This is a genomic window from Marinobacterium nitratireducens (genome assembly GCF_014645375.1).
GTDB lineage: Bacteria > Pseudomonadota > Gammaproteobacteria > Pseudomonadales > Balneatricaceae > Marinobacterium_A > Marinobacterium_A nitratireducens.
Genome location: NZ_BMLT01000015.1, coordinates 56,621 through 83,282, shown reverse-complemented (window position 1 = coordinate 83,282; position 26,662 = coordinate 56,621). Strand labels below are relative to the sequence as shown.

Annotated in this window: 27 protein-coding genes and 1 riboswitch; of the genes, 12 read left to right on the top strand and 15 right to left on the bottom strand. The window is 62.0% G+C overall.

The window, feature by feature from the left end; all coding sequences use genetic code 11:
• The first annotated feature begins 640 nt into the window (after positions 1-640).
• A complete protein-coding gene (locus tag IEX85_RS21550) occupies positions 641-2,038 on the top strand; it encodes a mannose-1-phosphate guanylyltransferase/mannose-6-phosphate isomerase (protein WP_188862698.1) in 1,398 nt (465 codons plus the stop codon).
• Between the two features lie 193 nt (positions 2,039-2,231).
• Positions 2,232-3,227, top strand: a complete 996-nt coding sequence (moaA, locus tag IEX85_RS21545) for a GTP 3',8-cyclase MoaA (RefSeq protein WP_188862697.1) — start codon at positions 2,232-2,234, stop codon at positions 3,225-3,227.
• 33 nt (positions 3,228-3,260) lie between these two features.
• Here moaA and IEX85_RS21540 read toward each other — a convergent pair whose 3' ends face one another.
• Positions 3,261-3,797, bottom strand: a complete 537-nt coding sequence (locus tag IEX85_RS21540; protein WP_188862696.1) for a peroxiredoxin-like family protein — start codon at positions 3,795-3,797, stop codon at positions 3,261-3,263.
• A 380-nt stretch (positions 3,798-4,177) separates the two neighbouring features.
• On the opposite strand from IEX85_RS21540, the gene IEX85_RS21535 reads away from it, so the two are divergent.
• Both IEX85_RS21535 and IEX85_RS21530 read left to right on the top strand, forming a co-directional pair.
• On the top strand, positions 4,178-4,678 hold the full coding sequence (locus tag IEX85_RS21535) for a hypothetical protein (RefSeq protein WP_188862695.1): 501 nt from the start codon (positions 4,178-4,180) through the stop codon (positions 4,676-4,678).
• Positions 4,679-4,808: 130 nt separating this feature from the next.
• On the top strand, positions 4,809-5,501 hold the full coding sequence (locus IEX85_RS21530; protein WP_229722052.1) for a tRNA-uridine aminocarboxypropyltransferase: 693 nt from the start codon (positions 4,809-4,811) through the stop codon (positions 5,499-5,501).
• 121 nt (positions 5,502-5,622) lie between these two features.
• Here IEX85_RS21530 and IEX85_RS21525 read toward each other — a convergent pair whose 3' ends face one another.
• The 3 genes from IEX85_RS21525 to IEX85_RS21515 all read right to left on the bottom strand — a co-directional run bounded on the left by IEX85_RS21525 (position 5,623) and on the right by IEX85_RS21515 (position 8,769).
• Positions 5,623-6,183 (bottom strand): carboxypeptidase-like regulatory domain-containing protein, encoded by a 561-nt coding sequence (locus tag IEX85_RS21525; protein WP_188862694.1) that lies wholly within the window; start codon positions 6,181-6,183, stop codon positions 5,623-5,625.
• Between the two features lie 123 nt (positions 6,184-6,306).
• The gene (locus IEX85_RS21520) at positions 6,307-7,677 is read right to left on the bottom strand and encodes a hypothetical protein (protein ID WP_188862693.1); all 1,371 of its coding nucleotides are present in this window, start codon (positions 7,675-7,677) and stop codon (positions 6,307-6,309) included.
• 214 nt (positions 7,678-7,891) lie between these two features.
• Positions 7,892-7,966, bottom strand: a riboswitch (cyclic di-GMP riboswitch).
• A 440-nt stretch (positions 7,967-8,406) separates the two neighbouring features.
• Positions 8,407-8,769, bottom strand: a complete 363-nt coding sequence (locus tag IEX85_RS21515) for a glutaredoxin family protein (RefSeq protein ID WP_188862692.1) — start codon at positions 8,767-8,769, stop codon at positions 8,407-8,409.
• 231 nt (positions 8,770-9,000) lie between these two features.
• Between IEX85_RS21515 and IEX85_RS21510 the strand changes: the two genes are divergently transcribed.
• From IEX85_RS21510 to IEX85_RS21500, 3 genes are read left to right on the top strand one after another with little or no spacing between them, the layout of a single operon-like run.
• A complete protein-coding gene (locus tag IEX85_RS21510; protein WP_188862691.1) occupies positions 9,001-10,335 on the top strand; it encodes a vWA domain-containing protein in 1,335 nt (444 codons plus the stop codon).
• 28 nt (positions 10,336-10,363) lie between these two features.
• Positions 10,364-12,049 (top strand): sensor histidine kinase, encoded by a 1,686-nt coding sequence (locus IEX85_RS21505; RefSeq protein WP_188862690.1) that lies wholly within the window; start codon positions 10,364-10,366, stop codon positions 12,047-12,049.
• A complete protein-coding gene (locus tag IEX85_RS21500) occupies positions 12,046-12,732 on the top strand; it encodes a response regulator transcription factor (RefSeq protein WP_188862689.1) in 687 nt (228 codons plus the stop codon). The genes IEX85_RS21505 and IEX85_RS21500 overlap by 4 nt, the downstream gene beginning before the upstream one ends.
• Positions 12,733-12,984: 252 nt before the next feature.
• On the opposite strand, the gene IEX85_RS21495 is transcribed toward IEX85_RS21500, so the two are convergent.
• The 4 genes from IEX85_RS21495 to IEX85_RS21480 form a co-directional block, all read right to left on the bottom strand.
• Positions 12,985-13,386 carry a putative signal transducing protein gene (locus IEX85_RS21495; RefSeq protein WP_188862688.1) on the bottom strand — a complete coding sequence of 134 codons (402 nt, stop codon included), beginning with the start codon at positions 13,384-13,386 and terminating at the stop codon, positions 12,985-12,987.
• Between the two features lie 126 nt (positions 13,387-13,512).
• On the bottom strand, positions 13,513-14,601 hold the full coding sequence (locus tag IEX85_RS21490) for a WD40/YVTN/BNR-like repeat-containing protein (RefSeq protein ID WP_188862687.1): 1,089 nt from the start codon (positions 14,599-14,601) through the stop codon (positions 13,513-13,515).
• A gap of 47 nt (positions 14,602-14,648) precedes the next feature.
• Positions 14,649-14,918 carry a MoaD/ThiS family protein gene (locus tag IEX85_RS21485; protein WP_188862686.1) on the bottom strand — a complete coding sequence of 90 codons (270 nt, stop codon included), beginning with the start codon at positions 14,916-14,918 and terminating at the stop codon, positions 14,649-14,651.
• Between the two features lie 54 nt (positions 14,919-14,972).
• On the bottom strand, positions 14,973-16,394 hold the full coding sequence (locus tag IEX85_RS21480; RefSeq protein ID WP_188862685.1) for an aminotransferase-like domain-containing protein: 1,422 nt from the start codon (positions 16,392-16,394) through the stop codon (positions 14,973-14,975).
• A gap of 175 nt (positions 16,395-16,569) precedes the next feature.
• Between IEX85_RS21480 and IEX85_RS21475 the strand changes: the two genes are divergently transcribed.
• Positions 16,570-17,181, top strand: a complete 612-nt coding sequence (locus IEX85_RS21475) for a LysE family translocator (RefSeq protein WP_188862684.1) — start codon at positions 16,570-16,572, stop codon at positions 17,179-17,181.
• 4 nt (positions 17,182-17,185) lie between these two features.
• On the opposite strand, the gene IEX85_RS21470 is transcribed toward IEX85_RS21475, so the two are convergent.
• Complete coding sequence (locus tag IEX85_RS21470; RefSeq protein WP_188862683.1) at positions 17,186-17,911, bottom strand: sulfite exporter TauE/SafE family protein; 726 nt, start codon at positions 17,909-17,911, stop codon at positions 17,186-17,188.
• A 153-nt stretch (positions 17,912-18,064) separates the two neighbouring features.
• Between IEX85_RS21470 and IEX85_RS21465 the strand changes: the two genes are divergently transcribed.
• Entirely contained in the window at positions 18,065-18,940 is an 876-nt protein-coding gene (locus tag IEX85_RS21465; protein ID WP_188862682.1) for a LysR family transcriptional regulator, read from the top strand.
• On the opposite strand, the gene IEX85_RS21460 is transcribed toward IEX85_RS21465, so the two are convergent.
• Positions 18,930-19,415, bottom strand: a complete 486-nt coding sequence (locus tag IEX85_RS21460; protein WP_188862681.1) for a GreA/GreB family elongation factor — start codon at positions 19,413-19,415, stop codon at positions 18,930-18,932. The genes IEX85_RS21465 and IEX85_RS21460 overlap by 11 nt on opposite strands.
• A gap of 121 nt (positions 19,416-19,536) precedes the next feature.
• Between IEX85_RS21460 and IEX85_RS21455 the strand changes: the two genes are divergently transcribed.
• Positions 19,537-19,965 carry a DUF3465 domain-containing protein gene (locus IEX85_RS21455; protein ID WP_188862680.1) on the top strand — a complete coding sequence of 143 codons (429 nt, stop codon included), beginning with the start codon at positions 19,537-19,539 and terminating at the stop codon, positions 19,963-19,965.
• 17 nt (positions 19,966-19,982) lie between these two features.
• Here the strand turns inward: IEX85_RS21455 and IEX85_RS21450 are convergent, their stop codons facing one another.
• Positions 19,983-20,615: a DUF2238 domain-containing protein gene (locus IEX85_RS21450; RefSeq protein WP_188862679.1), complete on the bottom strand. Its 633-nt coding sequence runs from the start codon at positions 20,613-20,615 to the stop codon at positions 19,983-19,985.
• Positions 20,616-20,651: 36 nt separating this feature from the next.
• Between IEX85_RS21450 and IEX85_RS21445 the strand changes: the two genes are divergently transcribed.
• Positions 20,652-21,335 carry a cupin domain-containing protein gene (locus IEX85_RS21445; RefSeq protein WP_188862678.1) on the top strand — a complete coding sequence of 228 codons (684 nt, stop codon included), beginning with the start codon at positions 20,652-20,654 and terminating at the stop codon, positions 21,333-21,335.
• Between the two features lie 8 nt (positions 21,336-21,343).
• On the opposite strand, the gene IEX85_RS21440 is transcribed toward IEX85_RS21445, so the two are convergent.
• Positions 21,344-22,021 carry a TetR/AcrR family transcriptional regulator gene (locus IEX85_RS21440; protein WP_229722051.1) on the bottom strand — a complete coding sequence of 226 codons (678 nt, stop codon included), beginning with the start codon at positions 22,019-22,021 and terminating at the stop codon, positions 21,344-21,346.
• A gap of 104 nt (positions 22,022-22,125) precedes the next feature.
• Complete coding sequence (locus IEX85_RS21435) at positions 22,126-23,406, bottom strand: NAD(P)/FAD-dependent oxidoreductase (protein ID WP_188862677.1); 1,281 nt, start codon at positions 23,404-23,406, stop codon at positions 22,126-22,128.
• A gap of 305 nt (positions 23,407-23,711) precedes the next feature.
• Between IEX85_RS21435 and IEX85_RS21430 the strand changes: the two genes are divergently transcribed.
• Positions 23,712-25,055, top strand: coding sequence for a glutamine synthetase family protein (locus tag IEX85_RS21430; protein ID WP_188862676.1), 1,344 nt, complete (start codon positions 23,712-23,714; stop codon positions 25,053-25,055).
• 47 nt (positions 25,056-25,102) lie between these two features.
• On the opposite strand, the gene dtd is transcribed toward IEX85_RS21430, so the two are convergent.
• Both dtd and pip read right to left on the bottom strand, forming a co-directional pair.
• Positions 25,103-25,540, bottom strand: coding sequence for a D-aminoacyl-tRNA deacylase (dtd, locus tag IEX85_RS21425; RefSeq protein ID WP_188862675.1), 438 nt, complete (start codon positions 25,538-25,540; stop codon positions 25,103-25,105).
• A gap of 144 nt (positions 25,541-25,684) precedes the next feature.
• Positions 25,685-26,635: a prolyl aminopeptidase gene (gene pip / locus IEX85_RS21420; protein ID WP_188862674.1), complete on the bottom strand. Its 951-nt coding sequence runs from the start codon at positions 26,633-26,635 to the stop codon at positions 25,685-25,687.
• Between the last annotated feature and the right edge of the window lie 27 nt (positions 26,636-26,662).

Here is a 26,662-nt window from a genome sequence, read left to right as displayed (position 1 = left end):
TGCTATGGCGACCATAGAGCTGTGGAACCACCTGATCCCATCCGCTCTTTATCCGCCGCCGGCGCCCAGTAGTGAAACGCGGTATCGCCGACGGCTGCGGCGTGCATCGCCCGCAGCATGGCTCGGGCGCAGCCCGAGGCGCCAAGCATTTAATTACGGAAACCCCGGTCTCGATGAGGCCGGGTTTTTTCGCTTTGGGCCGGGTGCAGTCGCAAGAACCGGTAGACCTGTCCAGGGTGCAGCTGATCCCATCGTAAGCGGTGTACTAACCACACCTTGAGCTCTTTCGAGTCTGAAGGGCCAAGGAGAGGAGTGCATTGCTCGGGAGGGTAAGAGCCCCCGCACCATCCGTGGCTTTGGGGGCATCTGCGCCGGGTGCGGTGTTGCTGGCTTCCGTGCCGGTGCTGGCGATCATCCGCCGCCATCAGTTCCTTCTGAACCCTCGCGCAGGTCCCAGTATGGTCGACCCTGATGAGATCGCCATAGGAAAAAGTCCTAAAAGGTGCTTTTCTAGCGAAGCTTAACCGCTACCGACACTGCGCATCCGGCTGGCACTTCGTTACTTCTCTGCCAGCTCCCTTCGCGGCGATACGCTGCTCCAGACTTTATAATGCTCATTTACATGTCCAGAGATATGTTGATGAAAACGGTAATCATGGCAGGCGGTTCCGGTTCGCGTCTGTGGCCTCTTTCCCGAGAACTGTATCCGAAGCAATTTCTGTCGCTGGCCGAAACTCAAACCATGTTGCAGGCCACGTTGCATCGGGTGCGAGAGCTGTCGGACCAGCGTCCTATGGTGATCTGTAACGAAGAGCATCGGTTTATCGTGGCGGAGCAGCTTCGGGGTGTCGGGCAAAAGGCCGAAATTCTGCTTGAGCCTGCTGGTCGCAACACTGCACCGGCAATTGCGCTTGCTGCCTTGCGGGCATGTTGTGACGGCGAAGATCCGCTGCTGCTGGTACTGGCGGCCGACCACGCTATTGAGGACGAGGAGCAGTTCCGGAAGCAGGTCGAGGTGGCGCGTCCGCTGGCGGAAGAGGGTGATCTGGTGACGTTCGGTATAGTCGCGAACGCGGCGGAAACGGGTTACGGCTATATTCGTCGAGGAGCTCCGAGGGGCGCCGGATACCGGGTGGCGGAATTCGTCGAGAAGCCGGATCTGAAACGGGCCCGGACGTATCTCAGCAGCGGCGACTATTACTGGAACAGCGGCATATTCCTGTTCAGAGCCAGCCGCTATCTCGAAGAGCTGGAGCGCTTCCGCCCCGATATCATGGAGGCCTGTCGCAGAGCCATGGTGGAAACCTACGAAGATCTGGACTTTTTGCGTATCAATCAACCGGCGTTCGTTGAATGCCCGAGCGAGTCCATCGACTTTGCGGTGATGGAGAAAACGCGCAATGCGGTGATGGTGCCACTCGATACCGGTTGGAGCGATGTCGGCTCCTGGTCGTCACTTTGGCAGCTTTGTCGAAAGGACTCCGTTGGTAACGCCGTGCATGGCGATGTAATGAGCCAGGACACGACGGGGTCCATGGTTCATGCATGTAGCCGGCTGGTCGTAACCATCGGACTGAAAGACATGGTGGTTGTCGAAACACCGGATGCAGTCCTCGTGGCTGACAAGCAGCGGGCACAGGAGGTGAAGGGCGTCGTCGACGAACTCAGGTCGCAGGGGCGTACTGAATATGCCAGAAGCCGGGAGGTCTATCGCCCCTGGGGCCGGTACGACTCTATCGATCAGGGCGGGCGTTATCAGGTGAAACGGATCACCGTTAACCCCGGCGCCAAACTGTCGGTTCAGATGCATCATCACCGGGCAGAGCACTGGATCGTGGTGTCCGGAACGGCGCTTGTGCGTCGCGACGAAGAAGCCATACTGCTGACCGAGAACGAGTCTACCTACATTCCTGTTGGAGTCGTGCACTCGCTGGAGAATCCGGGAAAGATTCCGCTTGAGCTGATTGAAGTGCAATCGGGGTCCTATCTTGGCGAGGACGATATCGTGCGCTTCGAGGATAAGTACGGGCGTAATTGAGCGCTGGCTAGCCTGAGGCGCGCAGTGATGTGGTCTTTTGAGTTTATTTTCCGGGGTGTGTCGCCTTCGGATGCAAAGATGTCGCTACACTGTCGTTTTGGTGTCGGACAAAGTGTATACAACGTGGTATCGTGAACCGATGCTGGCGTAACTCAAGGCCGGCCGAAGACAGAATAAAAGAGTGAGGTATCAGGTGGCGAGCGAGCAGCTTATCGATCCATTTGGACGCCAGATCACCTATGTACGCATGTCGGTGACGGACCGCTGCGACTTCCGCTGTGTTTACTGCATGGCTGAAGACATGACCTTCCTGCCGCGCCAGCAGGTGCTTTCACTGGAAGAAATTCAGGCGATTGCCCGTGCATTTACCGAGCTTGGTGTGACCAAGATCCGCCTGACCGGCGGTGAGCCGCTGGTTCGTCGTGATGTAACGACCCTGTTCGAGGGCATTGGGCGACTGCCGGGGCTGCGTGACTTCTGCGTTACCACCAACGGCTCCCAGTTGCGTCGCTATGCCGCTCCTTTGAAGGATGCCGGCGTCAATCGCCTCAATATCAGTCTCGATACGCTTCGCGAAGACCGCTTCAAGGAACTGACTCGCACAGGTCGGCTGAGCCAGGTCGTGGATGGAATCGACGCCGCGCGGGAAGCCGGATTTCAGCGTATCAAGCTCAACGCCGTGGTACTCAAGGGGCGCAACGATGACGAGGTACTGAACCTGGTCAATTTCGCCCGCGAGCGGAACCTGGATATCAGCTTTATCGAAGAGATGCCTCTGGGCCACATTTCTGAGCATGACCGGGGCGCTACCTATTGCTCCAGCGACGATGTTCGCTCCCTGATCGAGGATGTCTATCCACTGCTGCAAACCACCGAAACGACCGGCGGCCCCTCCCGCTACTGGCGGATGGCCGACAGCGACAGCCGGATCGGTTTCATTTCGCCGCACAGCCATAACTTCTGCGGCGACTGCAATCGCGTGCGGGTCACGGTTGAAGGTAAACTGCTGCTGTGCCTTGGCAATGAAGATGCGGTGGATCTCAAGGCCCTGCTGCGCCGCTATCCTGGTGATATCGATCGTCTCAAGGAGACGATTGTCCACGCTATCCAGAAGAAGCCGGAACGCCACCACTTCAGCAGTGATGGCGATGTCCAGATCGTTCGCTTCATGAACATGACGGGTGGGTGAGCCTCGCCGCACCCCCTCGGTAGCCGCCGCCACTCAAAGCGGATAGGCTTCGAAGCGTCCCCGAATAGGATAGTCATTATCCTGAACGAATCGGATGCCGTTGAGCACCAGCCCGAGGTCGGGTCTCAGGAAGGGAGCATTCGACACTTCGATCGCCTGTATCCGCCGGTCGGGTCGAATCAGAAAAAGCGCGGGCTCGGCGAACGGGCGGTCGGTTTCTTCCGGGCTTCTCGGCTCGGAAATGTACAGGCCAAGTCTGTGCATCTGCTCGATCGACAGTTCATAGCCGACCACCAGCTGGTGATAGCCGCCCTCCCGGGTAAAGGCGACCGCCTTCTCCTCGCTGTCTGCCGATATTGCGATGACGCGAACCTCACGCTCACGAAAATGGGGTAGCAGCTCGTGCAGCGTGTCGATATAACGGCGGCATAGCGGGCAGTGTTTGCCTCGATAGACAATCAGCAGCTCCCATTCCTTCGCCGGCGCGCCGATTGTTACCGTGCCGTGATCGATGGTGGGCAGATCGAACGCGGGAAAAACCGCACCGGGGATAAGGGAATGCTTGCTCATGGTGGTGGCTCCTGTCAGGCTCTAGGGAGCCTGCGAATAAGTCCCAATGAGGCTCTGGCTTTCAGCGCGAGCCGGAATCGAGGCGCCGTTTCGAAGGCATGCTGGTGGCCTGTCGAGAAGCGGCAACAAAGAGTCCGGTTCGCGCCGAAAGCCCCGAAGGGCGGGCCCTGAAGCATGCATCTGCCGCGTTGCAGTGCTTGAAAAGGACTACGGCCATTCCCTGCGCACTGCGCCTTGCATCTGCACGCTTCAGGGTCCGCAGAGGCCAAATGGAACTTGTTCGCAGGCTCCCTAGAAGTCTAGACGCTGTTACTGCAAGAGGCCCGGGTGTGGCGAATGCGGCGTTGACCCTTTGTCAGGGAACGGAGTAGGGTGAAAGGATGTTGCATATTGCCTCGTTTACCTTCCAGTACGATCAGCACGAAGACCGGATTCGACTGATCGGGAATCTCAACAATGGCCAGCCCAGAATCGACTTCTGGGTAACGCGCAGGCTTTGTCTGCGGATACTGTCAGCTTCGGATCAGCTGGTCAGCAAGACCTCGGAGCGTGTCAGTAACAGTCCCAGCGAACACCGTGAAGCCATGGCCCAGTTCGAGCACGAGCAGGCCCGACAGGCGATGAAGGTACAGGAAGCACCGCTCGAAACACGCGACAAGGCTTTGTTGCTGCACCGGCTCGATGCGAGCTTCAGGGACGGCCGGTATCTGCTCAGTTTTTTCGCAGGAGAGGGTGATGGTGCGGTTGCTACCAGCGTGCTCAATTATGCCGAGCTGCACCAGGTGATACACTTGCTTCATCGCGGTTGCCAGGTACTGGACTGGGGTGCGCCGAAAATGCTTTTCGGTACACCCAACGAGCCGACGCCAAGGCTGCAGTAACTGCATTGACAGCCTGAGGGCGCCTCCCTATAGTGCCCCGACCAGAGCGGCGGGCACCGGAGCGGCCCGCTACATCCCTAGATCGCGTTCCCGGTCCGGTCGACATTCGGGGCGCAGGCTACCCCTGACCATGACTGCCAAGCCATTACACCCGCGCAAACCCTTCGTTGCCCGTGGTTCCAATATTCTGCGCTGCGATAGCTGCCTGATGCCGGCTGTTCGCTGTATCTGCAGTTATCGTGTCGAGGTTGAGGCCAGCGCCAGGTTCTGGTTGCTGACGCATCGCAAGGAAGTGTACAAGCCAACCAATACCGGTCGCCTGATTCTCGATACCATCGCCGGCTCCGAAGTCTTCGAGTGGAGCCGAACCGAACCGGAAGAGCGCTTTCTGGAGCGGCTCGGTAGCCCCGAGTTCGATCCCTATATCGTGTTTCCATCGGCGCCGGACTATGCCGATCGCATGGTCGAGTTCGAGGCGAAGCCCGGCCGGGAGCCGGTGTTCATCATTCTCGACGGTACCTGGCGACAGGCACGGCGGATGTTTCGTCACAGCCGTTATCTCGACCGGGTTCCCGTGATCGAGCCGCGCACGACCCGCCAGACGCGCTATGATCTTCGTACCCAGGTCGAGTCACATCATCTTTGCACCGCGGAGGTGGCGGCCGCCATGCTGGAGCAGATCGGTGACCACACCAGCGCCGGCATTCTGGATGCCTATTTCGAGGTCTTCAACGAGTATTACCACGCCTCTCGGCGGACAAGGGCATTACGGGATCTCGAAGCACCCATGGAGCTTCTGGCGCTGCATCGCAGCCCCAAATGAGGCGTTATGCCCTTGCAGATAGCGGCGCGGAATATTGTAGCCTCGAGTATCTCGATTCGCGCGATCTGGCAGCTGTGCGGATCGTGTCGCCGTTCGTTCTCAAGCCCCGAGATGCCGGTTGTCAGCGAGCCCTGGACTTCCTGCCGGCTCGGGAGCGCGTATGATGCTGTGTTTTCTGCATCTGGCGCGCCAGGCGACGTTTGCGTCTCCTGTGCACGCGGGCGACGCGCGCAGCGGCGAAGCCAAGCAGTGCGAGGCCTGCACCCACGTACGCCCAGGTGGGCAAACCACGAAAGCCCAGGTCTCGCTCGGAAATACTGCCGCCGATAAAGTTGAGGTCGTGCTCCCGGTTAGTGGTGGTGTCCTCCGGGTCGAAAGACACCTTGATTCTTGTCTGTTGCGTGCCGGCCTGCACAGTGACAAGGCGGCCCAGATCCTCGTTGTGGAGGTGCAGGTTCAGGCTGTAGAAGCCACGCCGGTCCGTCACTCGCTGGTCTGACAGGCCATTGTTGGCGGTCGCCACGACCTTGACGTCCGGTATGGGGTTGTCCTGCGCATCCAGCACGAACCCCTTGATGGTATAGCGGTGATCGGGTGCGTTTGAGAGGCCGGCGTGGGTCGCGCCTGGATCAAGCAGGCAGAGGGTAAGTACCAGACCGGACAGGAGGGCGTATGGTCGCATGCTGTGAAGTCCGTTGCGAAGCTAAGGTACCTGTAGTGTAAGCGAGTGTGGCGGGCTTCGCCTTTTGGCCGATGTCAGTGAAATAAAGAAAGGGGCCGGTTTCAATGGCCCCTTTTTCTGTTTTTAATCCTGCAGCGTGAAAGCCTTGGTGTACTGAAGGTAGGCTTCCCCTGAGTGATCATCGAAATAGACGTTGATGGCATATTCACCATTGGGCGTACTACAGAGATCCACTTTGGTGAAGTATTCAGCGTCGGCATCTCCCGTTGAGCCAGAGATGGTAACCTGTGTTTTGTTATCGGTGCCGTATGTTCGCTCAAGCAACAGCGTATTTTCAATTTCGTCAAGGATTTCAACGATTACCGACTCGTCATGTACGAATGCTTCGAGCGAATTGTCGGTGTTCGCGGTATCAGCAGGCTGCACTGCGGAAGCAGAAAATTTCACCTGCAGATCACCACCGGTGCATTTGCCTTGACTGTTAAATCTCTTACTAATAGTCAGGCTCCCGCTAGTTAGATCTGGAGCTTTTGGGCTCATGGCATAGTTGACGGTGAAACTCCGGGATGTCGGAGCTGAGGTTCCACCGTCACTGGTGGCTGTGGCCTGAAGACTGTACGGGCCAATGGCTTGAATGGTCTCGGTGCCTCCAGGCACTGCTGACAGGATGAAGCCGCTGGCTTCAATGCCGTCCACGACAGACGATTCGACCATTAGGCTCGAAAGGTTGACCGGCCCCTGCATCAGGGTCGCGGTCCATGCCGTTATGGGCGATTCGAGGTCGACTGCCGTGAAGTCAACCGGGATACGATCTCCGAGTGTGAAACTCTGTGGGGCGCTGTTATCGAGAGCCGGTTCGATTATGGTCACAACCGGCGGTGTAGAGTCGATCGCCGTGGGTTCGATGACATTGACTGTTATGTGCATGCCGGCGCCTTCTCCCCAGCCAATACCCATAGGCCCTTTGGCGACGAGTTTGGCGGTGTACATGCCGACACGGGCGTCAGTTGGCACCGACACTATCGTTGATACGGGCTCACCAACCCGGGGACCGTCGAAGCATTCGACCAACGGATCGAGCGAAAGCCACTCGGTGAAATCGAAAGGAATGGTCACGAGTTCAAGTGTTGCGGGGTCGCTGTAGGAAAAACTCATGTCTTTGGCGATGTACTCGACTGCTACGCCTGGCTCGCCTGCGCACACCCGGGTTTGGTACGGCGTCTGTTTGGGTTTGCCGGTCGCCGGCAATTTTGGTGATTCGGCGCGGAATGTGAACGGAAGAGAGTCGCCTCCTTGTTCGACAGTCTGGGTCGTGTCCCCCTCGGGGCTATAGCCGACGCTTCCGGCATTGGCGACAGGTGTCAGCAAGCAGGATACTGCCATAAAGGTCATAAATCCCGCGGCCCTGAAGTCGGTGCTTTTAGACGAGAGAACCGCATTGATTCCCTGCGCACTGGCCTGTTGCGCAGATTCTGCAAACCTATTGAGTTCCATAATTACCTAGCCTTTTGCGAGCTTGATAGCATTGCTTCCTAAGGCCGTGAGGGCGTCGTGGAATCGAGCAGGGCGGGATTACTCATTAGGGCGTGCATGTTCCGCCCGAGCGAGACTATTATCGCCAACCATTCCTTTGCTCTTTGGCGTCTGCATATGCAGGGCCTGAAGCTCCCCAAACAGCGGCCGTTGGTCCATATTCAACGACGAAACTCAAGGCAACCCGGCCATCTCAGGGAGATCCGTGGCTTTCCGGCCCCGCATCACTGCGGGTGTGGCTTGATCATGGGAGTCGGGCCCCACTCGGGTTAACGGCTGTAAACCCGTGGTAGGTACCGTGACTATAGTTTTTTCGTGCGCTTAACAATATGTGGCTTACTTAGAATATTTTTCGCAATAATGTCGCGATATGGAGACTTGATTGGAATAAGCCGGCAAATCAACTTCTTACTTTGCCGACTTTTGTTTCACTGGTGGTACAGAAGCAAGCCGTTGGGCGAAGTGGGTGCCTGAAACACAATACCCATCGAGCGCAAGCCCAAAGCGCCAGTCGGCAAGTCGATGAGGTAGGGGGACACCCCTATAGGCGAACACTCCGTGTCAGCATGGTGTGGCACAGGCATCGCCCGGGAGCCGGACTCTTACTGCCACCGTCGAGCAGGCAGCTGCAGAATCTAATCGACGGTGGCGTTGTCGAGGCGCTGTTCGATATCCGGATTGGGGCAGGGGTCAGGCCGCGACGGAGTCGAGGTAGCGAACGATGTCGCCGGACTCGTACATCCACTGGATATCGCCGTTGTCGCTTTCGATGCGCAGGCACGGCACTTTCAGCTTGCCGCCCTGGTCCTGCAGCTCCTGACGGTAGAGCGGGTCGTTCTTGGCATCGCGGGTTTCGATCTTCAGCGACTGGCGCTTCGCCGCACGGCGGACCTTGACGCAGAACGGACAGGCCTTGTACTGGTACAGCGACAGCCGGGCGGTCTGGGCGTCGAGCACGGCCTGCTGATCGGCGGGGCGTTTCACGCCGCGCGGAGTGGTCAGAAAATCAACGATGAGAATGATACGTCCGAGAATCCAGCGGATAATCGCCATGGTAGTGTTGCCCTCTGAAATCGAGCCTTTGGGAATGCGCGGCTTTATACCATAAACCCCGGGCAGCGGTCGAATATTGAACAGACGTACGGATTACGGGGCAGCGCTTTTTACAGAACTTTTACAAAGTCCAGACGTTTGGCTGACCCGGATCGGGAGTCCTGGCCCTAGAGTGAAGGCAGAGCGGCAACCGGCTGCTTGGAAACGATCCACAGCACAGGGAGTCGGACCATGAACAGAACCGCTACGTTTTACCGCTGGCTGTTGCCGGCGATGCTACTGCTGGCTGCGCTGCCGCTGCTGGCTCGCGCCCAGGACGTGACACTGGACCTCAGTCTTGCCACGCCGGTGATGGACGCGGGCGCGCCGCAGAAGGCGTTCATCAAGATAGGGCTGGACGGTTTCGAACGCTCGGGTCTGCGCGAGCGCATTGCGGCCAACGTCGCCATCGTGCTGGACAAGTCCGGCTCCATGAGCGGTGACAAGATCGCCAACGCCCGGGAGGCGGCGATCATGGCGATCGGGCGCCTCGACGAGCGCGATATTGTCTCGGTGGTGACTTACGACTCCCGCGTCGAGGTGGTGGTGCCGGCCACCCGGCTGCTCGAGCCCGAGCCCATCTACCGGGCGATTCGTCGCATCTCGGCGGGCGGCAATACCGCGCTCTTTGCCGGTGTCAGCAAGGGGGCTCGGGAGCTGCGCAAGTTTCTCGATCGCAACCAGGTCAACCGCATCATACTGCTGTCCGACGGCCTCGCCAATGTCGGGCCGCAGTCGCCGTCGGAGCTGGGCCGGCTCGGTCAGTCGCTGGCGCGCGAAGGAATCAGCGTCACCACCATCGGCCTGGGTCTTGGTTACAACGAGGACCTGATGACTCAGCTGGCCGGTTACAGTGACGGCAATCACGCCTTTGTCGAGAACGCGCAGGATCTGGCGCGCATCTTCCAGTACGAGTTCGGGGATGTGATGTCGGTGGTGGCCCAGGATCTGAGCATCGAGATCCGTTGCCTGAATGGCGTGAGACCGTTGCGGTTGCTCGGACGTGACGGCGAGGTGATTGGCGATCGGGTGCGTACCCGCCTGAATCAGCTGCACAGTGCGCAGGAAAAGTATCTGGTTCTCGAGGTCGAGGTACCGGCACAGCCCGCGGGGACCCGGCTCGAGCTGGCCGAGGTGCAGATCGATTACGCCAGCCTGGCGACGCAGCGCCCGGCCCGGCTCGGCGGCCGGGTGCAGGCTTCCTTCAGTGATTCGCAAGCCGAGGTCGAGCAGGCGATCGACCGTCCCGCGCTGGAGGCGGCGGTGGAGCAGGTCGCCAACGAATACAGTCGCGAAGCGGTGGAACGGCGCGACCTGGGTGACGTCGAGGGTGCCCGGCAGATTCTCGAAAAGAGCGCAGCCCTGCTGGGAGAGCAGGCCGATGCACTGAGTTCACCGCGGCTCGAGGCGCAGGAGCAGGAAGCCCTGAAAGACGCCGATGAGCTATCCTCCGAAGAGGACTGGGGCCGCAAGCGCAAGGAATTGCGCGAGCGTCAGTACAAGCGTGCCACCCAACAGACGTATTGAGATCGTACACCGATTCACAGGGAGCTGAATGAGATACCGCGCGCCGCTGTTGCTTGTTCTGCTGGTGATGGTCCCGGTGCTGCTGCTCGGTATCCTCGGCTACCGCCTGCAGCAGCAGGAGCAGCAGCTGGTGGACGTGCAGCTGCAGAAGCTGATCGACCAGCAACTGACCTCGGTAGACGCGCATCTGCAGGGACACTTCCGGCAGCTAGAGAGTCTTTTGCGCCAGCGTGCCGCCGATCTCAATCGCCTGGCCGATCCCGACTATCCCGCCGAGGCCCTGCGCCGTTTCGCCAAGGATTCGGCCTATATCAGGCAGCTTTTCGTGCTCGACGACAGCGGCGCACGTCTGTTTCCGCCCCGTGCCGGCGCGCTGAGCCGGGAGGAACGTGGCCTTGTCGAACGGCTGCAGCCGCTGTGGGACTCCTCCGAGCTGTTCCACCCGGTAGGCGCCGATCCACATGTGGCGAATCCCGTGCCGACCGGAAGTGGCTACCTTGCCAGCGGAAAACTGCAGTCACGGGAAGCCCAGGAACTGGCTGTCGATCGCAGCACCCTCCCGGATCCCCGGGTGCCAACGGCGGCACCGCAGGCGGAGCCAGCTGTGGCGGAGGCTTCCGGATGGATCGCCTGGTATGTCGATGCCGGTCTGATGCACATCTACTGGTGGCGGGATCACACTGGCCGTACCCTGGGCTTCGTCTTGAACGAGGCGCGCCTGCTGTCGGATCTGATCAACCGGCTGCCCGACGGTAGCGGCGGCGAGCTGGGTAATGCAGAAATCCGGCTGCTCGGCGGGCGCGGTGAACTGCTGTACGGCTGGGGCGCCTACCAGGGCGATGGCGCGGCGCTGCGCAGCCGGAACCTGAGCCATCCGCTGGGCAGCTGGCACCTGGAATACCATGCCCCCGGCCTGCAGCGCGCGGCGACCGACTGGCTCGATATGGCGGTGCCGCTGCTGCTGCTGGCCGCAGGGCTGGCGGGGCTTGGCTATCTGCTATACCGCGAGCACGGCCGGGAGTTGCGGCTGGCGCAGCAGCGGGTGAACTTCGTCAATCAGGTCTCGCACGAGTTGAAGACCCCGCTGACCAATCTCAGGCTTTATACCGAGATGCTGCAGGATCGCCTGTCGGATGACAGTGACAGCGGTGTGCAGCGCTATCTCGAGGTGCTCACCGGCGAGAGCCGCCGGCTGGCACGGCTGATCGACAACGTGCTCAGCTTCGCGCGGGTGCAGCGTGGGCAGCTGAATATCCGGCCGCAGAGCAGCGATCCCGACGAGCAGATCGAGCGCATCCTGCAGACCTTCGCCCCGCTGCTGCTGCAGAGGGAGATCGACCTGGCCTTCGATGCCGGCGTCGGGCGCGAACTGCAGTACGATCCCGCGGTGCTGGAGCAGATCCTCAACAACCTGCTCGGCAACTGCGAAAAGTACGCGCCCCAAAGCGGGCTGCTGCGGGTGCGCTCCTGGCTGGAGGGTTCGGCCCTGTGCGTGGAAGTGCAGGATCGGGGACCGGGTATAGCAGCGACGGAGCACCAGCGCATATTCGAGCCCTTCTACCGCAGCAGCAGTCGACTTACCGATGGCGTATCCGGCACCGGTATCGGACTGGGCCTGGCGCGGGATCTGGCGCGTGCCCACGGCGGCGACCTGACCCTGGAAGCCAGCGAAAGCGGTGCCTGCTTTACAATCAGACTGGAGACCCGACCGTGATAGTGCTGATCGCCGAAGACGACCGCAACATCCGCCTGGGGTTGCGGGACCTGCTCGAAGCCGAAGGCTATGACTGCCTGGAAGCGGCCGACGGCGAGACCGCCTGGCAATTGTACGAACAGCGCCGCCCGCAGCTGGCACTGCTCGATATCATGATGCCAGGCCTCGACGGTTACAGCCTGTGCCGGCGTATCCGGCAGCGGGATCAGCAAATGCCGGTGATCTTCATCAGTGCCAAATCGGAAGAGATCGATCAGGTGCTGGGGCTCGAGCTTGGCGCCGATGACTACATCAAGAAGCCGTTCGGCAGCCGTGAGGTGGTCGCCCGCATCCGCGCGGTGGTGCGGCGCTGCCTGGAACGCAGCGCGTCGCCGACCGAGCCGGACAGCTTTTGCATGGCGGACCTGCGGATCTGGCCGGCGCAGCTGCGGGCGGAGCGCGATGGTTCCCGTATCGACCTGAGCCTGCGGGACCTGCGTATTCTCAAGCTGTTGCACCGCAACCCCGGCCGGGTGCTGAGTCGCGACGAGCTTTTCGACGAGTGCTGGGGCCGTCATTACTTGCCCAGCAGCCGCACTCTGGACCAGCACATCTCCAAGCTGCGCAAGGCAGTGGAGCGCGACCCGCGCAATCCCGAAATCATCGTCACGGTGCACGGCGTCGGCTATCGCTTTGATGGCTGAGTAGCCGTAGATGGGTGAAGCCGCCTTGGCACTCCATGCCCGGTGCGCAGCGGCATGTCGCGGCGTAACCCATCAAGGAGTTCGCATTCCGCTGGGCTGGATCGATTCTGCAAGATGGGTTACACGAAGCCCGAAAATTGCGGGAAACGGCGAGGGCGTGCCAATGCTTCGCTTCACCCATCCTACGGTCTTTGTATAGGAATGAGAGGGTGTATCAAGGTGCGTAGCACCGGATCCACAATCTAGCCTGCGTCAACCGTAAAGCCGGCTGGCGGCGCCGCACGCGTCGCACTCCAGGATATGGCGCACCGGAAACAGCGGGAAGTCGAAACCGAGGAATATCAGAAACGCCACCCGGCGCCCCCGGACATGGTAGTGGGTTCGTGTGCTGCCGCAGCAGGGGCATACCAGCGGGTCTGCGCCGATCTGCGCCTCGACATCGGTGCTGCGGTCTTCCGAGAGGATGGCGCGAGCGCGAAAGAGGTCGTCGGCGTCCACCTGAACGCGAACCCCGCCTAGCGCGTTGCTGTAGAGCCACTGCATGCCAATCGTGTATTCATCCGCAACCCAGGCCTCGATGCCTTCGGACTCCAGGCGGGTGCGGGCGAGCTGTGCCTCCCAGGGAAAGTCGAAGTGGGCGACGGTCAGCAGCATGATGAGACCTCCTCCTACCGGGTCCGGGCGGTGCCTCAGCGGAACAGGCTCGCGGGAGCCGCGTTCGGGTCGGCGCCTTGCCGTTTTTACCTGCCGGGCGCGTCGAAATGCCCCGGCTCCGTCTGCTCAACAGCCCGCGAAGCGCACCACACTGATTGGCGGCAGGTGCGCCGACAGGCACTGCCAGCTGTCCCCCTGATCCTCGCTGACCCAGAGTCCTCCTGTGGTGGAGCCGAAGGCCAGGACCTCGCCGCTTGCGTCGACGTCCAGGCTGTGCCGGTAGACCAGGTCGTAGGCCGGCCCGGCCGGCAGACCCCGGTTCAGCGTCTGGAAACTTCGGCCGCCGTCGCGGGTGCGGATTACAACCAGGCGGCCGTCGACCGGGATGCGGAACTCGTCCTTGATCGCCGGCACGAACCAGGCGGTGTCCGGATCCTGCGGGTGGACCGCGACTGCGAAGCCGAATACCGACGGCTTCACGTCCTCGATTTCGACGAAACTCCGTGCCCCGTCGTCGGAGCGGAAGATGCCGTTGTGGTGCTGGATCCAGAGCCGCTCCGGCGCCGCTGCGCAGCGCACCATGCGGTGAGGGTCCTGGCTGACCGGTTCGTAGGCCTGTTCGGGCGGCAGGAAGGCGGCGCGCAGCCCCTTGCCGGTCTGAGACCAGCTCAGGCCGCCGTCGCAGGATTCCCAGACACCACCGCAGGAGATGGCAAGGCTCAAGCGGTCACTGTCCCGCGGGTGCACACAGATCGAGTGGATGCCGGCGGCGTCGTAGCCTCCGCCGAACCAGAACTCGCGTTCCGGCCGCTGCCACAGGCTTGCGACCAGCGTCCAGCTGTCGCCGCGGTCGTCGGAGCGGAACAGCCCGCCGGGGATGGTTCCGGCCCAGAGGCTGCCGGGCCGGTCGGTGCCGCCGGGGACCAGTTCCCAGATCTGCGCCAGCGAGGGGCCTTCGCCGTCGGTTGCGACAGGGTAGGCGGGTACGGCGATTTCCCGCCAGTCCTCGCTGCCCGGGTCGGCACGGAACAGCTTGACGCCGAAGTGGCCGAGGTTCAGCGCGCTGTAGCGGTCGCCATTGCGCGGGTCCGCCAGCAGCATGGTGACCGGCTCGCCGAGAAAGTGCGGGGGGTGCAGGATCCGCCAGTCTCCCGATGCCGCTCGACGGGCGGTGAAGAGCCCCTTGCGAGTGCCGATGTGAAGTGTCAGGTCCATGGGATGCGTCCTGTCAGTTCGTGCAGAACGGGGCGGGGTGGCTGCATTCAGCCCCCGGACAGTGCCTGCAGCACGTAGATACTGGAATCCGGGGCGAGGGCGTCGCTGAGGTGACGGCGGTCCCTGATCATGTGTCCATCCACAAAAATAGCAATGTTTTTGCGCAGGTGACGTTGGTCGTCAAGGATGTAGCTCGCCAGTCGCTGGTTCTCGTCGAAGGCCCGTTCCAGGGCTTCAGCGACCGTCGCCGCTTCGAAGCTGCGGGGCGGACAGTCGAGGTAGCGATCCAGGTGGCGGGTGAACGTGAGCGTGGCCATAGCGAGTAGACGCTGTTGCTGCGGGTATCCTGAGTGTAGCAAACAGGTATCCGGTCAGATCGGCATCGCCTGAACCGGTGGCGCCTGGGCCAGCAGTTCACCGAGTTGCTGCAGCGCTCTATCCAGCGCCGCCCGGTCGGGCGGCGGCGTCAGGCAGATGCGCACCGCCTGGGGCGCGGGCTGGCTGCCGACGCAAAAGGGATCGGAGCCGATCAGGATCACACCACGCTCCGCTGCACGGCGCACGAAGTCGACCGCACGCCAGGGCTCCGGCAGATGCAGCCAGGCGTGGAAGCTGCACGGATGGGACTGGATATCGTAACCGGCCAGGCGCTCGCGCAGCAGCGACTGGCGGCCGCGGACTTCCTGCCAGTGCCAGTCGATGATGCCATCCGCAAGGCCCGACGCCAGCCATTCGCAGGCCACCAGGCCCGGCAGTCCGGGTGTCGCCCAGCACTGGGCGCGCAGGGCTGCGCTGAGTTTTGGCATCAGGTTCGCGGGAGCACGCAGGGCGCCGAAGCGAAGGCCGCCGGCGAGGATCTTGGAGACGCTGAAGATATACAGCGAGCGTTCCGGCGCCAGCCGGTAAAAGGGCTGGCCTCTGAAGTCCGCCGGCACATACTGGACTCCGTCCTCGAGCAGCAGCAGGTCATGGCGGCGCGCGATTTCGACGATCGCCTCGCGCCGCTCCCGGGTCATGCAGGCACCGGTGGGATTGTTGTGCTCAGGCATCAGATAGAGCAGGCGGATGCGCTGTTGCTGGCACAGGCGCTCCAGCGCATCCGGGCGCATGCCCTCGGTATCCATCGGCACCGGCAGGTGCTTCAGACCCAGCTGGCGTGCTGCGGCGATCATTCCCGGATAGGTCAGGGCGTCGGAGGCCACCGCTTCGCCCGGTCGCACCAGCGTCTGCAGTGTCAGGTAGTCCGCGTGCTGGCCGCCCTCAGTCAGCAGCAGTTCGCCGGGGCCCATCGGCAGGCCCTGGCTGCCGAGCCAGGTGGCGAGCTGCTCCCGCATGGCGGCGTTGCCCTGTTCGGGCTGGTACTCGAGCGAGGTGGCCAGAGCGTCGGGCCGCGCCGCAAGCTGTTGCATCAGGTCGGCCAATTGCTGGCTGCGTTGTACGCTGACGATCGGGGTGCTGAGCGACAGGTCGATATTGTCGTCTGTGGCGCGGGACAGGTGGTGGAATCCCGGGATGCTGCTGTGCTGTCCCCTTACCCGGGTGCCGCTGCCGACCCGGGCATCGACCAGACCGCGCCGTTCCGCTTCGCGGTAGGTTCGGGTGATGGTGCCGACGGTCACCTCCAGGGCATCGGCGAGCAGCCGCTGTGGTGGCAGGCGGTCGCCGGGTTTGAGCACGCCGCTGGCAATATCGGCTGCAAGCTGGTCGACCAGCGTCTTGTACAGGGGGCCGCGGCTACGGTCCGGCTTCGGCATCCAGTGACAACGGGCACGGGCGCGCTGCTGAATCGTCATGATCTCTCCGGAATTTTGTCAGGGTGACAATTGATTGTAACGGCGACAAATCTTTAATTGAAACGGCTTATGTGTCGATTGATACTGCGTATTGTATCGGTGGCTTGGTCTAATTGTACCGATAATTTCTTAATTGTACCCCTTTAACTGATATCGCCGTGATATTGGAGCCGTCATGAACCAGATACCGGATTTGCTCGCGGTGGCCGGGCCCTTTGTCTTTTTCGCATTCAGCATGTCCGCCACGCCGGGACCGAACAATATGATGCTGACCGCCTCCGGAGCCAATTATGGCTTCGTGCGAACGCTGCCGCACATGCTGGGCATTTCGGTAGGTTGCATGCTACTGATGAGTGCGGTGGCGCTGGGGCTGGGTACGCTGTTCGAACAGTGGCCCGCAGCACAGCAGGCGCTCAAGCTGGTCGGCAGCCTGTATCTGCTGTGGCTGGCCTGGAAGATTGCCAGCGCACCTGCGCCCGAGGCGGTGAGGGGAGGCTCGCGGCCGCTGACCTTCTGGCAGGCGGCGGCGTTCCAGTTCGCCAACCCCAAGGCCTGGGTCATGGCGATTTCGGGTATCGCGTCCTTCACGCTGGCGGGGGAAGGCTTCATGCTATCGGCAGTGCTGGTCATACTGCTGATGGGGCTGATCAACCTGCCGTCGATTGCGCTCTGGGCCAGCTTCGGGGTGGCGCTCGGCAGGCTGCTGAAAACGCCTGCCCACTGGCGCCGCTTCAATGTGCTGATGGGCGGGCTGACCGCTGCCTGCGTGGCGATGATCCTGGCCTGAGGCGTCAGCTGAAGGCGAAGAGCTTGATCGCTGCAAGCGATGCCATGATGCGGATCACCCACTTGAACTGGGTGAGGTTGATCCGGCGCAGCAGCCAGTAACCGATCGTCACGCCGATCAGCAGTCCCGGCACGGCCTGCAGGCTCAGCGCCAGGCTCTGGGAATTGAGTAATCCCAGTGACATCAGCATCGGCAGCTTGGCGAGGTTGATCAGCATGAAGCCCCAGGCGCGCGTGCTGACATAGGCTTCCTTGGACAACCGCTGTTCCAGCAGGTACAGGCTGAACAGGGGGCCGGCGGCGTTGGCGACGAGACTGATGAAGCCGGCGCCCAGCCCCGTCAGGTTGGCGGCCAGCGGGTGACGCATCAGGCCGCTGGGGCGGCGGTCGAGCCAGAGTCCAAGAGCCAGCATGGCGATAATGATGGCGCCCAGCAGCGGTGTAAAGCTGGCCGGGTCGATGCCGGACAGCATCCAGCCGCCGAGCATTACGCCGGCGAATGCCGGTGGCAGCAATGCGGCCAGCACCTTCCAGCTGATCTCCCGGCGATACATCAGAATGGCCATCAGGTCGGTGATCAGATACATCGGCACGATGACGCCAAGCGCCTCGGGCCCCGGCACGGCCACCATGACCAGTGGCAGAATCAGCAGTCCCATGCCGCCGACCGAAAACTTGGAAAAACCGGTGACCAGACCGGCCGCAAAAATGCACCAGAATGCCAGATCCAATTGCGTTACCTCTCGTTATGTCTTGCACAAGCCTGTCGCGCGGCATTGCGCCGGCAATCGGCCAGGGTCAAGAATAGCGACGAGTACAATTGAAAGATAACGATATGTTTGAATTATAATGAACGGTAAAAGCGATCATTATTCCGGCGTATCATGACCAACGAACAACTCCGGGCCTTTCTGGCCGTGGTGGACGAAGGCAGCTTCAGGGGCGCGGCTGCGAGTCTTTTCAAGACCCAGTCCACCGTCAGCGCCGCGGTCAGAAGCCTGGAGGAGGCGTTCGGCTTCCAGCTGTTCAGCCGCGACGCCTACCGTCCGCGGCTGACCGCCGAGGGCAAGGCCTTCTATCGCCAGGCCCGGCATGTACTGGGGCAGGTGCAGGAGCTGGAAGCGCTGGGGCACCGTCTGGCCAAGGGTGAAGCGCCGTCGCTGAGTCTGTCGCTCAGTGCCATGTGCGCCTCGCCGCTGTGGCTCGATACCGTGCGGCACTTTTGTGGCGAGCATCCACGCATGCGCCTGCACCTGAGCACCCAGCACCTGTCCGGCGTGCTCGAGCTGCTGCGCCGGGAGAAGGTGGACCTGGCGATGGGTCCCCATACCGGGCTCGACGACCAGTTCGAGTATATCGAGATCGGCACCATCGATATGGTGACAGTGGCCGCGCCGGGCTATCTCGAGGGTGCCGGCCAGCGGGTGATTCCTCAGAGCGAGCTGCGCAACCGCCCACACATTCTGATCAGCGATACAGGCTCGCTGGCGCCGTTCGATCATGTCAACGTGCTGGTGGGTGGCGAGCGCTGGTATGTTGGCGATTACCAGGTGAAGAAGGAGTTGCTGATGGCGGGTCTCGGCTGGGCGCGGATTCCCGAACACATGGTGGTGGCAGAGCTTGGCAGCCGGCAACTGCTGGCGCTGGAGGTGGAAAACTTCAATTCCCGCAGCCGTCTGCCGATCTACCTGATACGCCTGCGGGACCTGCCGCTGAGCGAGCTGGCGCAGGCATTCTGGCTGGCGATGCTCAGGGACTGATCGCGGTGATTGCGATATCGAGGTCGCCGGCCGGCCGGGTCCAGGTGATCTCGTCGCCAACCGATTTTCCAAGCAATGCACGGGCCAGTGGCGAGGCCCAGCTGATTTTGCCGGCGGCGATATCCGCCTCGTCCTCGCCGACAATTCTATAGCGGTAGTCGCAGTCCCGGTCGTCGACAAAGCTGACTTCGCAGCCAAACACCACGCATTGCGGCGACACGGCCGCCGGCATTACCTGTGCGCTTCGCAGGCGCGCGCGACAGTAACGGATGTCCCGCTCCAGTACCGGAAGCCGCGAGCGTTCGGCCAGGTCTGCCGATGCCAGTAACGCGCTGCGTTCCTGCTCAAGCGTCGTCAGTCGTGCAGCCATGGCATCACGTCCGCCCACGGTCATCAGGTTGGGCAGACTGCTCTGGGGCCGGTCGGGCAGGCGTTCGGGCTGGTCGCTGTCTTCTTTGACGAAGGCTCGGCTCATGTAAAGGGGTATCCTGAAGTGTTAACTCAGCTGCTAAAGTAAGTCTTCCCGCGCAGGGCCGCCAGAGGCTGGGCGCTGCGGGGCAAGAGGATGTCGTATTGCCAGTCGTCACGGAGGATCGATGAACAAACTGCTATTGGGCGCCCTGCTGCTGGGTGCGTTGCTGTTTTTGCAGCAAGAGGATTGGCTGGCGCCCGCTCAGGTAGAGCAGAGCCAGTCCGATTCGGTGCTGGCGCAGGCATTCCGCGATCAACGCAGTGACCTGCAGGTGCGGGGCGAGGGCCGGGTCGTCAAGGTGCTGCCGGACGACCTTGAAGGTAGCCGTCACCAGCGTTTCATCCTTGAGCTCGGCAGCGGGCAGACGCTGCTGGTGGCGCACAATATCGATCTGGCACCGCGTATCGAAGGGCTGCGTGCGGGCGACCGGGTGGAGTTCTACGGCGAATACGAGTGGAACGCCAAAGGGGGCGTGCTGCACTGGACCCATCGGGATCCGCGCGGCCGTCACCCCGCCGGCTGGCTGCGCCATGAGGGGCGCACCTACCAGTAACAGGCAAGCGAACGGGTTTACTGCGCAGCAAGCCTCGCAAGCTGACGGTCATGCAGGCGCGGCAGGAGCAGCAGCGCGCTGACGGCGCCAATCAGCGCCAGCAGCATGTCGGACTGGGTGTCCCATACATACCCCTGGGTGCCGAGAAAAGCTTCGGCGGCGGTGCCGCTCAAGACCGCCACCCACCATTCGATCAGCTCGTAGAAGGCGCTGAAGGCCAGGCAGGCGCTGACCACGAAAAGGTTGCGCCAGCCCGCGCCGTTGACCACCTTCAACCGGATCAGCAGTTCCCGTGCCGCGAGCGCGGGGACAAAGCCCTGCGCGAAGTGTCCAACCTTGTCGTAGTTGTTGCGGCTCCAGCCGAACCACTCCGAGATCCGGTCGAACAGCGGCACTTCCGCGTAGGTGTAGTGGCCGCCGACCATCAGTATGCAACAATGCGCGAGGATCAGGGTGTAGCACAGTGGTGTCAGCGGAAAGCGCGGGCGTGTCGCACCCAGCAGCAGCAGTGCGACCAGCGCGGGCAGAACCTCGAGCCACCATGTCATGCGGTCTTTCGGGTCTATCGCGGACCAGACCAGAACGGCGCAGTAGAGCGCCAGCCAGAGCAAAGCCAGAGGGGAGAGCGGTTTGACTTCGTATCGGACCATGAGCGAATCCATGCAAAAGCCCAGGAGGTGCTCACCATGATAGCAGTGAACGGCGATATGTCCCGCCGGGTGCATGTGCGCACCGGCGATATGGAGTGGACGCCAAGCCCCGGTGGCGAGGTGCTGCGCAAGCGCCTGCACCTGGTGGGTACGGCCGAGGGCGGCGAGGTGACGTCGCTGGTGCGTTATCCCCCCGCGGCCGTTTTCCCGCCGCATCCGCACCCGCGCGGCGAAGAGATACTGGTGCTCGAAGGTGTTTTCTCCGATGCCGGCGGCGACTGGCCGGCGGGCAGTTACCTGCTCAACCCCGAAGGCTTCGAACACGCGCCGTCGTCGGACGCCGGCTGCCTGCTGTTCGTCAAGTTGCAGCAGTATCCGGGCAAACGGCGCCAGCAGGCGCTCGATACCGGGTCCATGCCCTGGCAGCCCGGCCCGGCGCCCGGCATCGAGGTCAAGTGGCTCTATCGTGAGGCGGCTCATCCCGAAACCATGCGCCTGGAGCGCTGGGCGCCCGCGACCCTGTCGGAGCCGCGGCTGTATCCCGGTGGCGTCGAGATACTGGTGCTCGAGGGCGGCTTCAACGACGAGCAGGCCGACTACGGTCGTCACGACTGGTTGCGTCTGCCCGCAGGCGCCAGCCACCGTCCGGCAAGCCGCGACGGCTGTGTGCTCTATATCAAGGAGCACGGTCTGGCCGGGCTGACGGCCAGCACGGAATGACCAGGCTGTCAGCTGTCAGATGCCTTCTCCCGACTCTCCTGATAATGCCGCTGCAGCAGCGTCAGGCACATCAGCTTCAGATCGCTCAGGGTGCGCTTCGCGCGCTGCGGATTCTGGTTGACCACCACCAGATAGAGGCTGTGGGTCATCTCCAGGTAGAGGCGGGCGATACGGCCCCGTTCGTTGAGGTGCTTGCGAATGCCGAGGCGCCTGAACACGGCGGCCATGCGTGAAATGACCAGCTCGTCGTGGTGCAGGTCCAGCTCCCGCAGGTCCGGTACCGAGAACATCGCCTGCACCAGCGGCAGCATCGCCTTCTGCCTGCGGTAGACGCGGAGATTGAAGTCGATCAGGCGCTCCACCGCCGCGTCGAGCGGCATGTCCTCCAGGGGCCAGCGGTCTATCTCGTCGAGCTGAGCCTCGACCCCCTCCAGCCACTGCGAGGCCATGGCATAGAGAATCGCATGCTTGTTCGGAAAGTAGTGATACAGCGAGCCCACGGAGATGCCGACCTCCCGTGCGATCAGCGTCGTGTTCAGGTCGTCGAAGCCGACGCGTTCGAGCAGCTCGCCGGTGACATCGATGATCCGCTGGGCGCGCTCGCGAGAGCGCTGCTGGACGGGGTCGTGTCTGGGGGTTAGGTGGTTGTCGGCCGCATTTTGATCTGGCTGGTTTCGGCTGGGCAATATCGGAGTCCCCGCATGGTTGATGGTCGCATCGTCGGTGTGACCGGAGTCTGATGGCTGCGGCCGGCTGGCGACCAGACCAAGGCTTCAGCCGGTCCGCGATGCTACAAACGATCCCTTAGCGAATAGTAAAGCATCCCCGCCACCAGGCCCGGCCAGCGCAGCAGCGTGCCGCCGGGAAAGGTTCGGGTCGGCACCCTGGCGAAGATATCGAAGCGTTCGGCCGTCTCGGCGATGGCCTCGGCCATCAGCTTGCCGCCGAGTGTCGCCAGGGCGATGCCATGCCCCGAGTAGCCCTGGGCGACGAAAAGATTGTCTTCGACCCGGTCGAAATGGGGCATGCGGTTTAGCGTGATCGCCAGGGTCCCGCCCCAGCCGTAATCGATGCGCAGGTCCTTTAGCTGTGGATAGACCTCCAGCATGTATTTGCGCACGAAGCCCTTGATGTCTTTCGGAAACCGGCTGCTGTAGTTTTCGCCGCCGCCCCACAGCAGACGGTTGTCGGCGGAGAGGCGGAAGTAGTTGATGACGAAACGGGAGTCGGCCACGGCCACATCGTCGCGTATCAGGCTGCGGGCGAGACTGTCATCGAGCGGCTCGGTCGCCAGGATGAAGTTGTTGATCGGCATGATCTTGCCGGCCACCCTGGGTTCCAGAGCGCCGAGATAGCCGTTGCAGGCCAGCAGAATGTAGCGGGCTTTGACATGACCCCGCTCGGTTCTGACTTCGGCCGAAGCGCCCGCCCGATAGCGGGTGACGCGGCTGTTTTCGTGGATGCGGACGCCGGCACCGGCAGCGGCGTGCGCCAGCCCGAGGGCGTAGTTGAGCGGGTGCAGATGGGCGCCGTCGCGCCAGAGCTCGCCGCCGTAATAGCGGTGGGTGCCGAGCATCTCCCGCATCTCGTTCTCGGCGACGAAGCGCACGCCGTCGTAACCGTATTCGTCGCGCAGCTTGTCCACGGTGCGGCGATAACTGTCGTTGATCGGGCGCTTGGCGGCGGCATGGAGCACACCGGGTTTTAGATCGCAGTCTATCCGGTGCCGCTCGATGAGTTGCTTGACCAGTTCCACCGACTCGAGCGACAGCTCCCAGAGAGCCTTCGCATGATCTCGGCCGAGGCGGGCTTCGAGGTCCGCCTGATCCATGCAGTGGCCGGCATTGACCTGGCCGCCGTTGCGGCCCGAAGCTCCCCAGCCGACCCGCTCACCTTCAAGCAGCGTCACCGAGTAGCCGCGTTCAGCCAGGTGGAGCGCGGCGGACAGGCCGGTATAGCCCCCGCCAATCACGCAGACGTCTGTGCTGGCGGCGCCGGTCAGCGGCGGATAGTCCACTTTGGGGTTGGCGCTGTCGGCGTAATAGGAGGATTCGTATCCCTGCATGTTCATTGTTGTTACCTCGTTTCACCCGGCGTCGCCTGGCTCCCCGGCGAACGCTTTCAGGATGGCGGATGATAAGGTGTGGGAATGCTTTTTCGCTATATGTAGAGGTAGGTATACCCGAATGATAATTCGGGTTGTATAGTTCGTAAAGCTCGTGAATTGGCCATTTTTTCTGTTTTTGTGATTTTTCCTGATGGTCTTTATGAGTGCTTTAGCCGAATGATTATTCGGTATTGTTGCGAACCTGCAGCCGCCGCAAGCGCCGGGTTAGCCCTAAATTCAAAGCATGTAACAAACAGTACAGGTGAGCTATGGAAGCCATCGAGAGCTTTCTGAAAGAGAACGGGATCATCGAGATCGAATCCACGTTGCCGGACATGACGGGTAATGCCCGGGGCAAGTTCTATCCGACGCGAAAATTCCTCCGCGAGGAGAGCGGCCGAATTCCGGAGGCGATTCTCGTGCAGACCGTCACCGGCGGCTGGGCCGACGATTACGATCAGGTTGTGCACCCATCGGATCGTGACATGATACTGGTGCCGGATCACTCAACCCTGCGCTGGGTACCCTGGGCCGATGAGCCCACGGCGCAGATCATCAACGACTGTTACGACACCGACGGCAACCTGCACCCCCTCTCGACGCGCTCGGTGCTGCGGCGGATTCTGAAGCTCTACGAGGATGAGGGTCTGCAGCCGGTGGTCGCGCCCGAGATCGAGTTCTACCTGATTCAGAAGAACCTGGACCCGGACTACGAGCTGAAATCGGCGATCGGCCGCTCGGGCCGGCGGGAAACGGCCCGCCAGTCGTACAGCATCGATGCGGTCAACGAGTTCAACCCGATCATCGATACGCTGTACGAATACTGCGAGACCCAGGGGCTCGACGTCGATACCCTGATCCACGAAACCGGCGCGGCGCAGATGGAGATCAACTTCCTGCACGGCGATCCGCTCAACCTCGCCGACCAGGTGTTCGTTTTCAAGCGTACGCTGCGCGAGGCGGCTATGAAGCACGATATCTACGCGACCTTCATGGCCAAGCCCATGGAGCACGAGCCCGGCAGTTCGATGCACATTCACCAGAGCCTCGTCGAGACCGGTACAGGGCGCAATATCTTCTCTGACGGTAACGGCGGTTACAGCCGGGCCTTCCATCACTACCTGGGCGGTCTGCAGCACTACATCCCGCAAGCGATCAGCTTTTTCGCCCCGAACGTCAACTCTTATCGCCGTTTCGTGCCGGACATTTCCGCGCCGGTCAACATGCACTGGGGCATCGACAACCGCACCACCGGCCTGCGTGCGCCGGCCTGCGCGCCCGAGGCGACGCGAATCGAGAACCGCTTCGCGGGCGCCGATGCCAACCCCTACCTGGCGACGGCGCTGACGCTAGCCTGCGGCTACCTCGGTCTCAAGGGGGAGCTTGAACCGACAACGCCGCTGGACGGGGTGTCGTTCAGGCCCGGTGACCGGATCGAACTGGCGCGGACCCTGGAAGAGGGGCTGCGTCTGCTGGACAACTGCGAGCCGCTGAAAGAGCTGCTCGGTCACCGCTTTGTCCAGGCCTATATCGGCGTCAAGCGTGCCGAGTTCGAAACCTTCAACCAGGTCATCAGCTCCTGGGAGCGCGAGCATCTGGTGCTGAACGTGTGATGAGCGTTCACAGTCTGGAGTGGACAGTCAACGGCGGCTCAGCATTCTCATGACTCGAGCATAAAGGTGACCGGTCCGTCGTTGGTGAGCGAGACCTGCATATTGGCGCCGAAGCGGCCGGTGGCGACCTCGTGGTGCAGGCTACGGGCCCGTTCGACGAAGTAATCGTAGAGACGTTCGCCCAGTTCGGGGCTGGCGCCGGAGGAAAAACTCGGGCGCAGACCCTTGCGGGTGTCGGCGACCAGAGTGAACTGCGAGACCACCAGCAGCCCGCCTTCGGCCTGCTGCAGGTTGAGGTTCATCTTGCCGTCGGCGTCGGCGAATATTCGATAGCCCAGCACCTTGGCCAGCAGTTTGTCGGCCGCCGCTTCGTCGTCGCACTTCTCAACGCCCAGCAGCAGCAGAATGCCGGGCCCGATGGCGCCCGTGCAGTCGCCGTCGACGTCCACCCGCGCGGAGCTGACCCGCTGTATCAGTGCTTTCATTGTGACTGTCCTGCCATAAAAAGAGGACATGCTAAAGTCATGGCGTTGATGTCACAAGGAGGCGCGAAGAGTTACGCGTTACATTCGCCCCGTCACCCGTCACCCGTCACCCGTCACCCGTCACCCGTCACCCGTCACCCATGATCAGGCCCTGCTGCGGGCGAAGTCGTCGGTGGCCTCGATCAGGTTGCTGATGATACCGGGCTCGAAGCCCGAGTGACCGGCGTCGCGCACGATATGCAGTTCGGCCTGTGGCAGAGCCTGGTGCAAGGCATAGGCCTGCTCGACCGGGCAGATGACATCGTAGCGGCCCTGCACGATCACCGTCGGGATACCTCGAATCAGGTGGGCGTCGCGCAGGATCTGATCGGGTTCGAGGAAGGCCTTGTTGACGAAGTAGTGGGTTTCGATGCGGGCCATCGCCAGCGCCACATGGGGATCGCCGAAGTGGTCGACCACCTGGTTGTTGGGGTCCAGCGTCGAGCAGCGGCCTTCCCAGATCGACCAGGCCTTGGCTGCGCTCATGCGGCCGATTTCGTTGTTCGAGGTAAGGCGGCGATGGTAGGCGCCGAGCAGGTCGTCCCGTTCAGCTTCAGGGATTGGCTGCGCGAACTCGTGCCAGTAATCCGGGAACAGGGCGCTGGCGCCGCGCTGATAAAACCACTGCAGATCCTGGTCGCGGCAAAGAAAGATACCGCGCAGAATCAGACCGCTGACCCGCTCGGGGTGCGTCTGGGCATAGATCAGGCTCAGCGTTGAGCCCCAGGAACCGCCGAACAGCAGCCAGCGGTCGATGCCGAAGTGGATGCGGATCCGTTCCATGTCCGCCACCAGGTGCCAGGTGGTATTGGCGGCCAGCGATGCGTGCGGTGTCGAACGTCCGCAGCCGCGCTGGTCGAACAGAATGATGCGGTATTTGTTGGGATCGAAAAAACCACGGTGCGCCGCGCTGCAGCCGCCGCCGGGCCCGCCGTGAACGAACAGCACGGGAAGGCCGTTGGGGTTGCCGCTTTCCTCTACGTGGAGGTTGTGGATATCGTCGACCTGCAGGCGGTGTTCGGCGTTGGGCTGAAGTTCCGGGTAGAGAGTGCGCATACTTATCCTGCTCGATGAACGGGAAAG

Excerpts from the sequence above, each read along its gene's own strand:
- IEX85_RS21550 (WP_188862698.1), top strand. The coding sequence starts at position 641 with ATGAAAACGGTAATCATGGCAGGCGGTTCCGGTTCGCGTCTGTGGCCT.
- IEX85_RS21540 (WP_188862696.1), bottom strand. The coding sequence starts at position 3,797 with ATGAGCAAGCATTCCCTTATCCCCGGTGCGGTTTTTCCCGCGTTCGAT.
- IEX85_RS21535 (WP_188862695.1), top strand. The coding sequence starts at position 4,178 with ATGTTGCATATTGCCTCGTTTACCTTCCAGTACGATCAGCACGAAGAC.
- IEX85_RS21530 (WP_229722052.1), top strand. The coding sequence starts at position 4,809 with ATGACTGCCAAGCCATTACACCCGCGCAAACCCTTCGTTGCCCGTGGT.
- IEX85_RS21525 (WP_188862694.1), bottom strand. The coding sequence starts at position 6,183 with ATGCGACCATACGCCCTCCTGTCCGGTCTGGTACTTACCCTCTGCCTG.
- IEX85_RS21520 (WP_188862693.1), bottom strand. The coding sequence starts at position 7,677 with ATGGAACTCAATAGGTTTGCAGAATCTGCGCAACAGGCCAGTGCGCAG.
- IEX85_RS21515 (WP_188862692.1), bottom strand. The coding sequence starts at position 8,769 with ATGGCGATTATCCGCTGGATTCTCGGACGTATCATTCTCATCGTTGAT.
- IEX85_RS21510 (WP_188862691.1), top strand. The coding sequence starts at position 9,001 with ATGAACAGAACCGCTACGTTTTACCGCTGGCTGTTGCCGGCGATGCTA.
- IEX85_RS21505 (WP_188862690.1), top strand. The coding sequence starts at position 10,364 with ATGAGATACCGCGCGCCGCTGTTGCTTGTTCTGCTGGTGATGGTCCCG.
- IEX85_RS21495 (WP_188862688.1), bottom strand. The coding sequence starts at position 13,386 with ATGCTGCTGACCGTCGCCCACTTCGACTTTCCCTGGGAGGCACAGCTC.
- IEX85_RS21490 (WP_188862687.1), bottom strand. The coding sequence starts at position 14,601 with ATGGACCTGACACTTCACATCGGCACTCGCAAGGGGCTCTTCACCGCC.
- IEX85_RS21485 (WP_188862686.1), bottom strand. The coding sequence starts at position 14,918 with ATGGCCACGCTCACGTTCACCCGCCACCTGGATCGCTACCTCGACTGT.
- IEX85_RS21480 (WP_188862685.1), bottom strand. The coding sequence starts at position 16,394 with ATGACGATTCAGCAGCGCGCCCGTGCCCGTTGTCACTGGATGCCGAAG.
- IEX85_RS21475 (WP_188862684.1), top strand. The coding sequence starts at position 16,570 with ATGAACCAGATACCGGATTTGCTCGCGGTGGCCGGGCCCTTTGTCTTT.
- IEX85_RS21465 (WP_188862682.1), top strand. The coding sequence starts at position 18,065 with ATGACCAACGAACAACTCCGGGCCTTTCTGGCCGTGGTGGACGAAGGC.
- IEX85_RS21460 (WP_188862681.1), bottom strand. The coding sequence starts at position 19,415 with ATGAGCCGAGCCTTCGTCAAAGAAGACAGCGACCAGCCCGAACGCCTG.
- IEX85_RS21455 (WP_188862680.1), top strand. The coding sequence starts at position 19,537 with ATGAACAAACTGCTATTGGGCGCCCTGCTGCTGGGTGCGTTGCTGTTT.
- IEX85_RS21450 (WP_188862679.1), bottom strand. The coding sequence starts at position 20,615 with ATGGTCCGATACGAAGTCAAACCGCTCTCCCCTCTGGCTTTGCTCTGG.
- IEX85_RS21445 (WP_188862678.1), top strand. The coding sequence starts at position 20,652 with ATGATAGCAGTGAACGGCGATATGTCCCGCCGGGTGCATGTGCGCACC.
- IEX85_RS21435 (WP_188862677.1), bottom strand. The coding sequence starts at position 23,406 with ATGAACATGCAGGGATACGAATCCTCCTATTACGCCGACAGCGCCAAC.
- IEX85_RS21430 (WP_188862676.1), top strand. The coding sequence starts at position 23,712 with ATGGAAGCCATCGAGAGCTTTCTGAAAGAGAACGGGATCATCGAGATC.
- dtd (WP_188862675.1), bottom strand. The coding sequence starts at position 25,540 with ATGAAAGCACTGATACAGCGGGTCAGCTCCGCGCGGGTGGACGTCGAC.
- pip (WP_188862674.1), bottom strand. The coding sequence starts at position 26,635 with ATGCGCACTCTCTACCCGGAACTTCAGCCCAACGCCGAACACCGCCTG.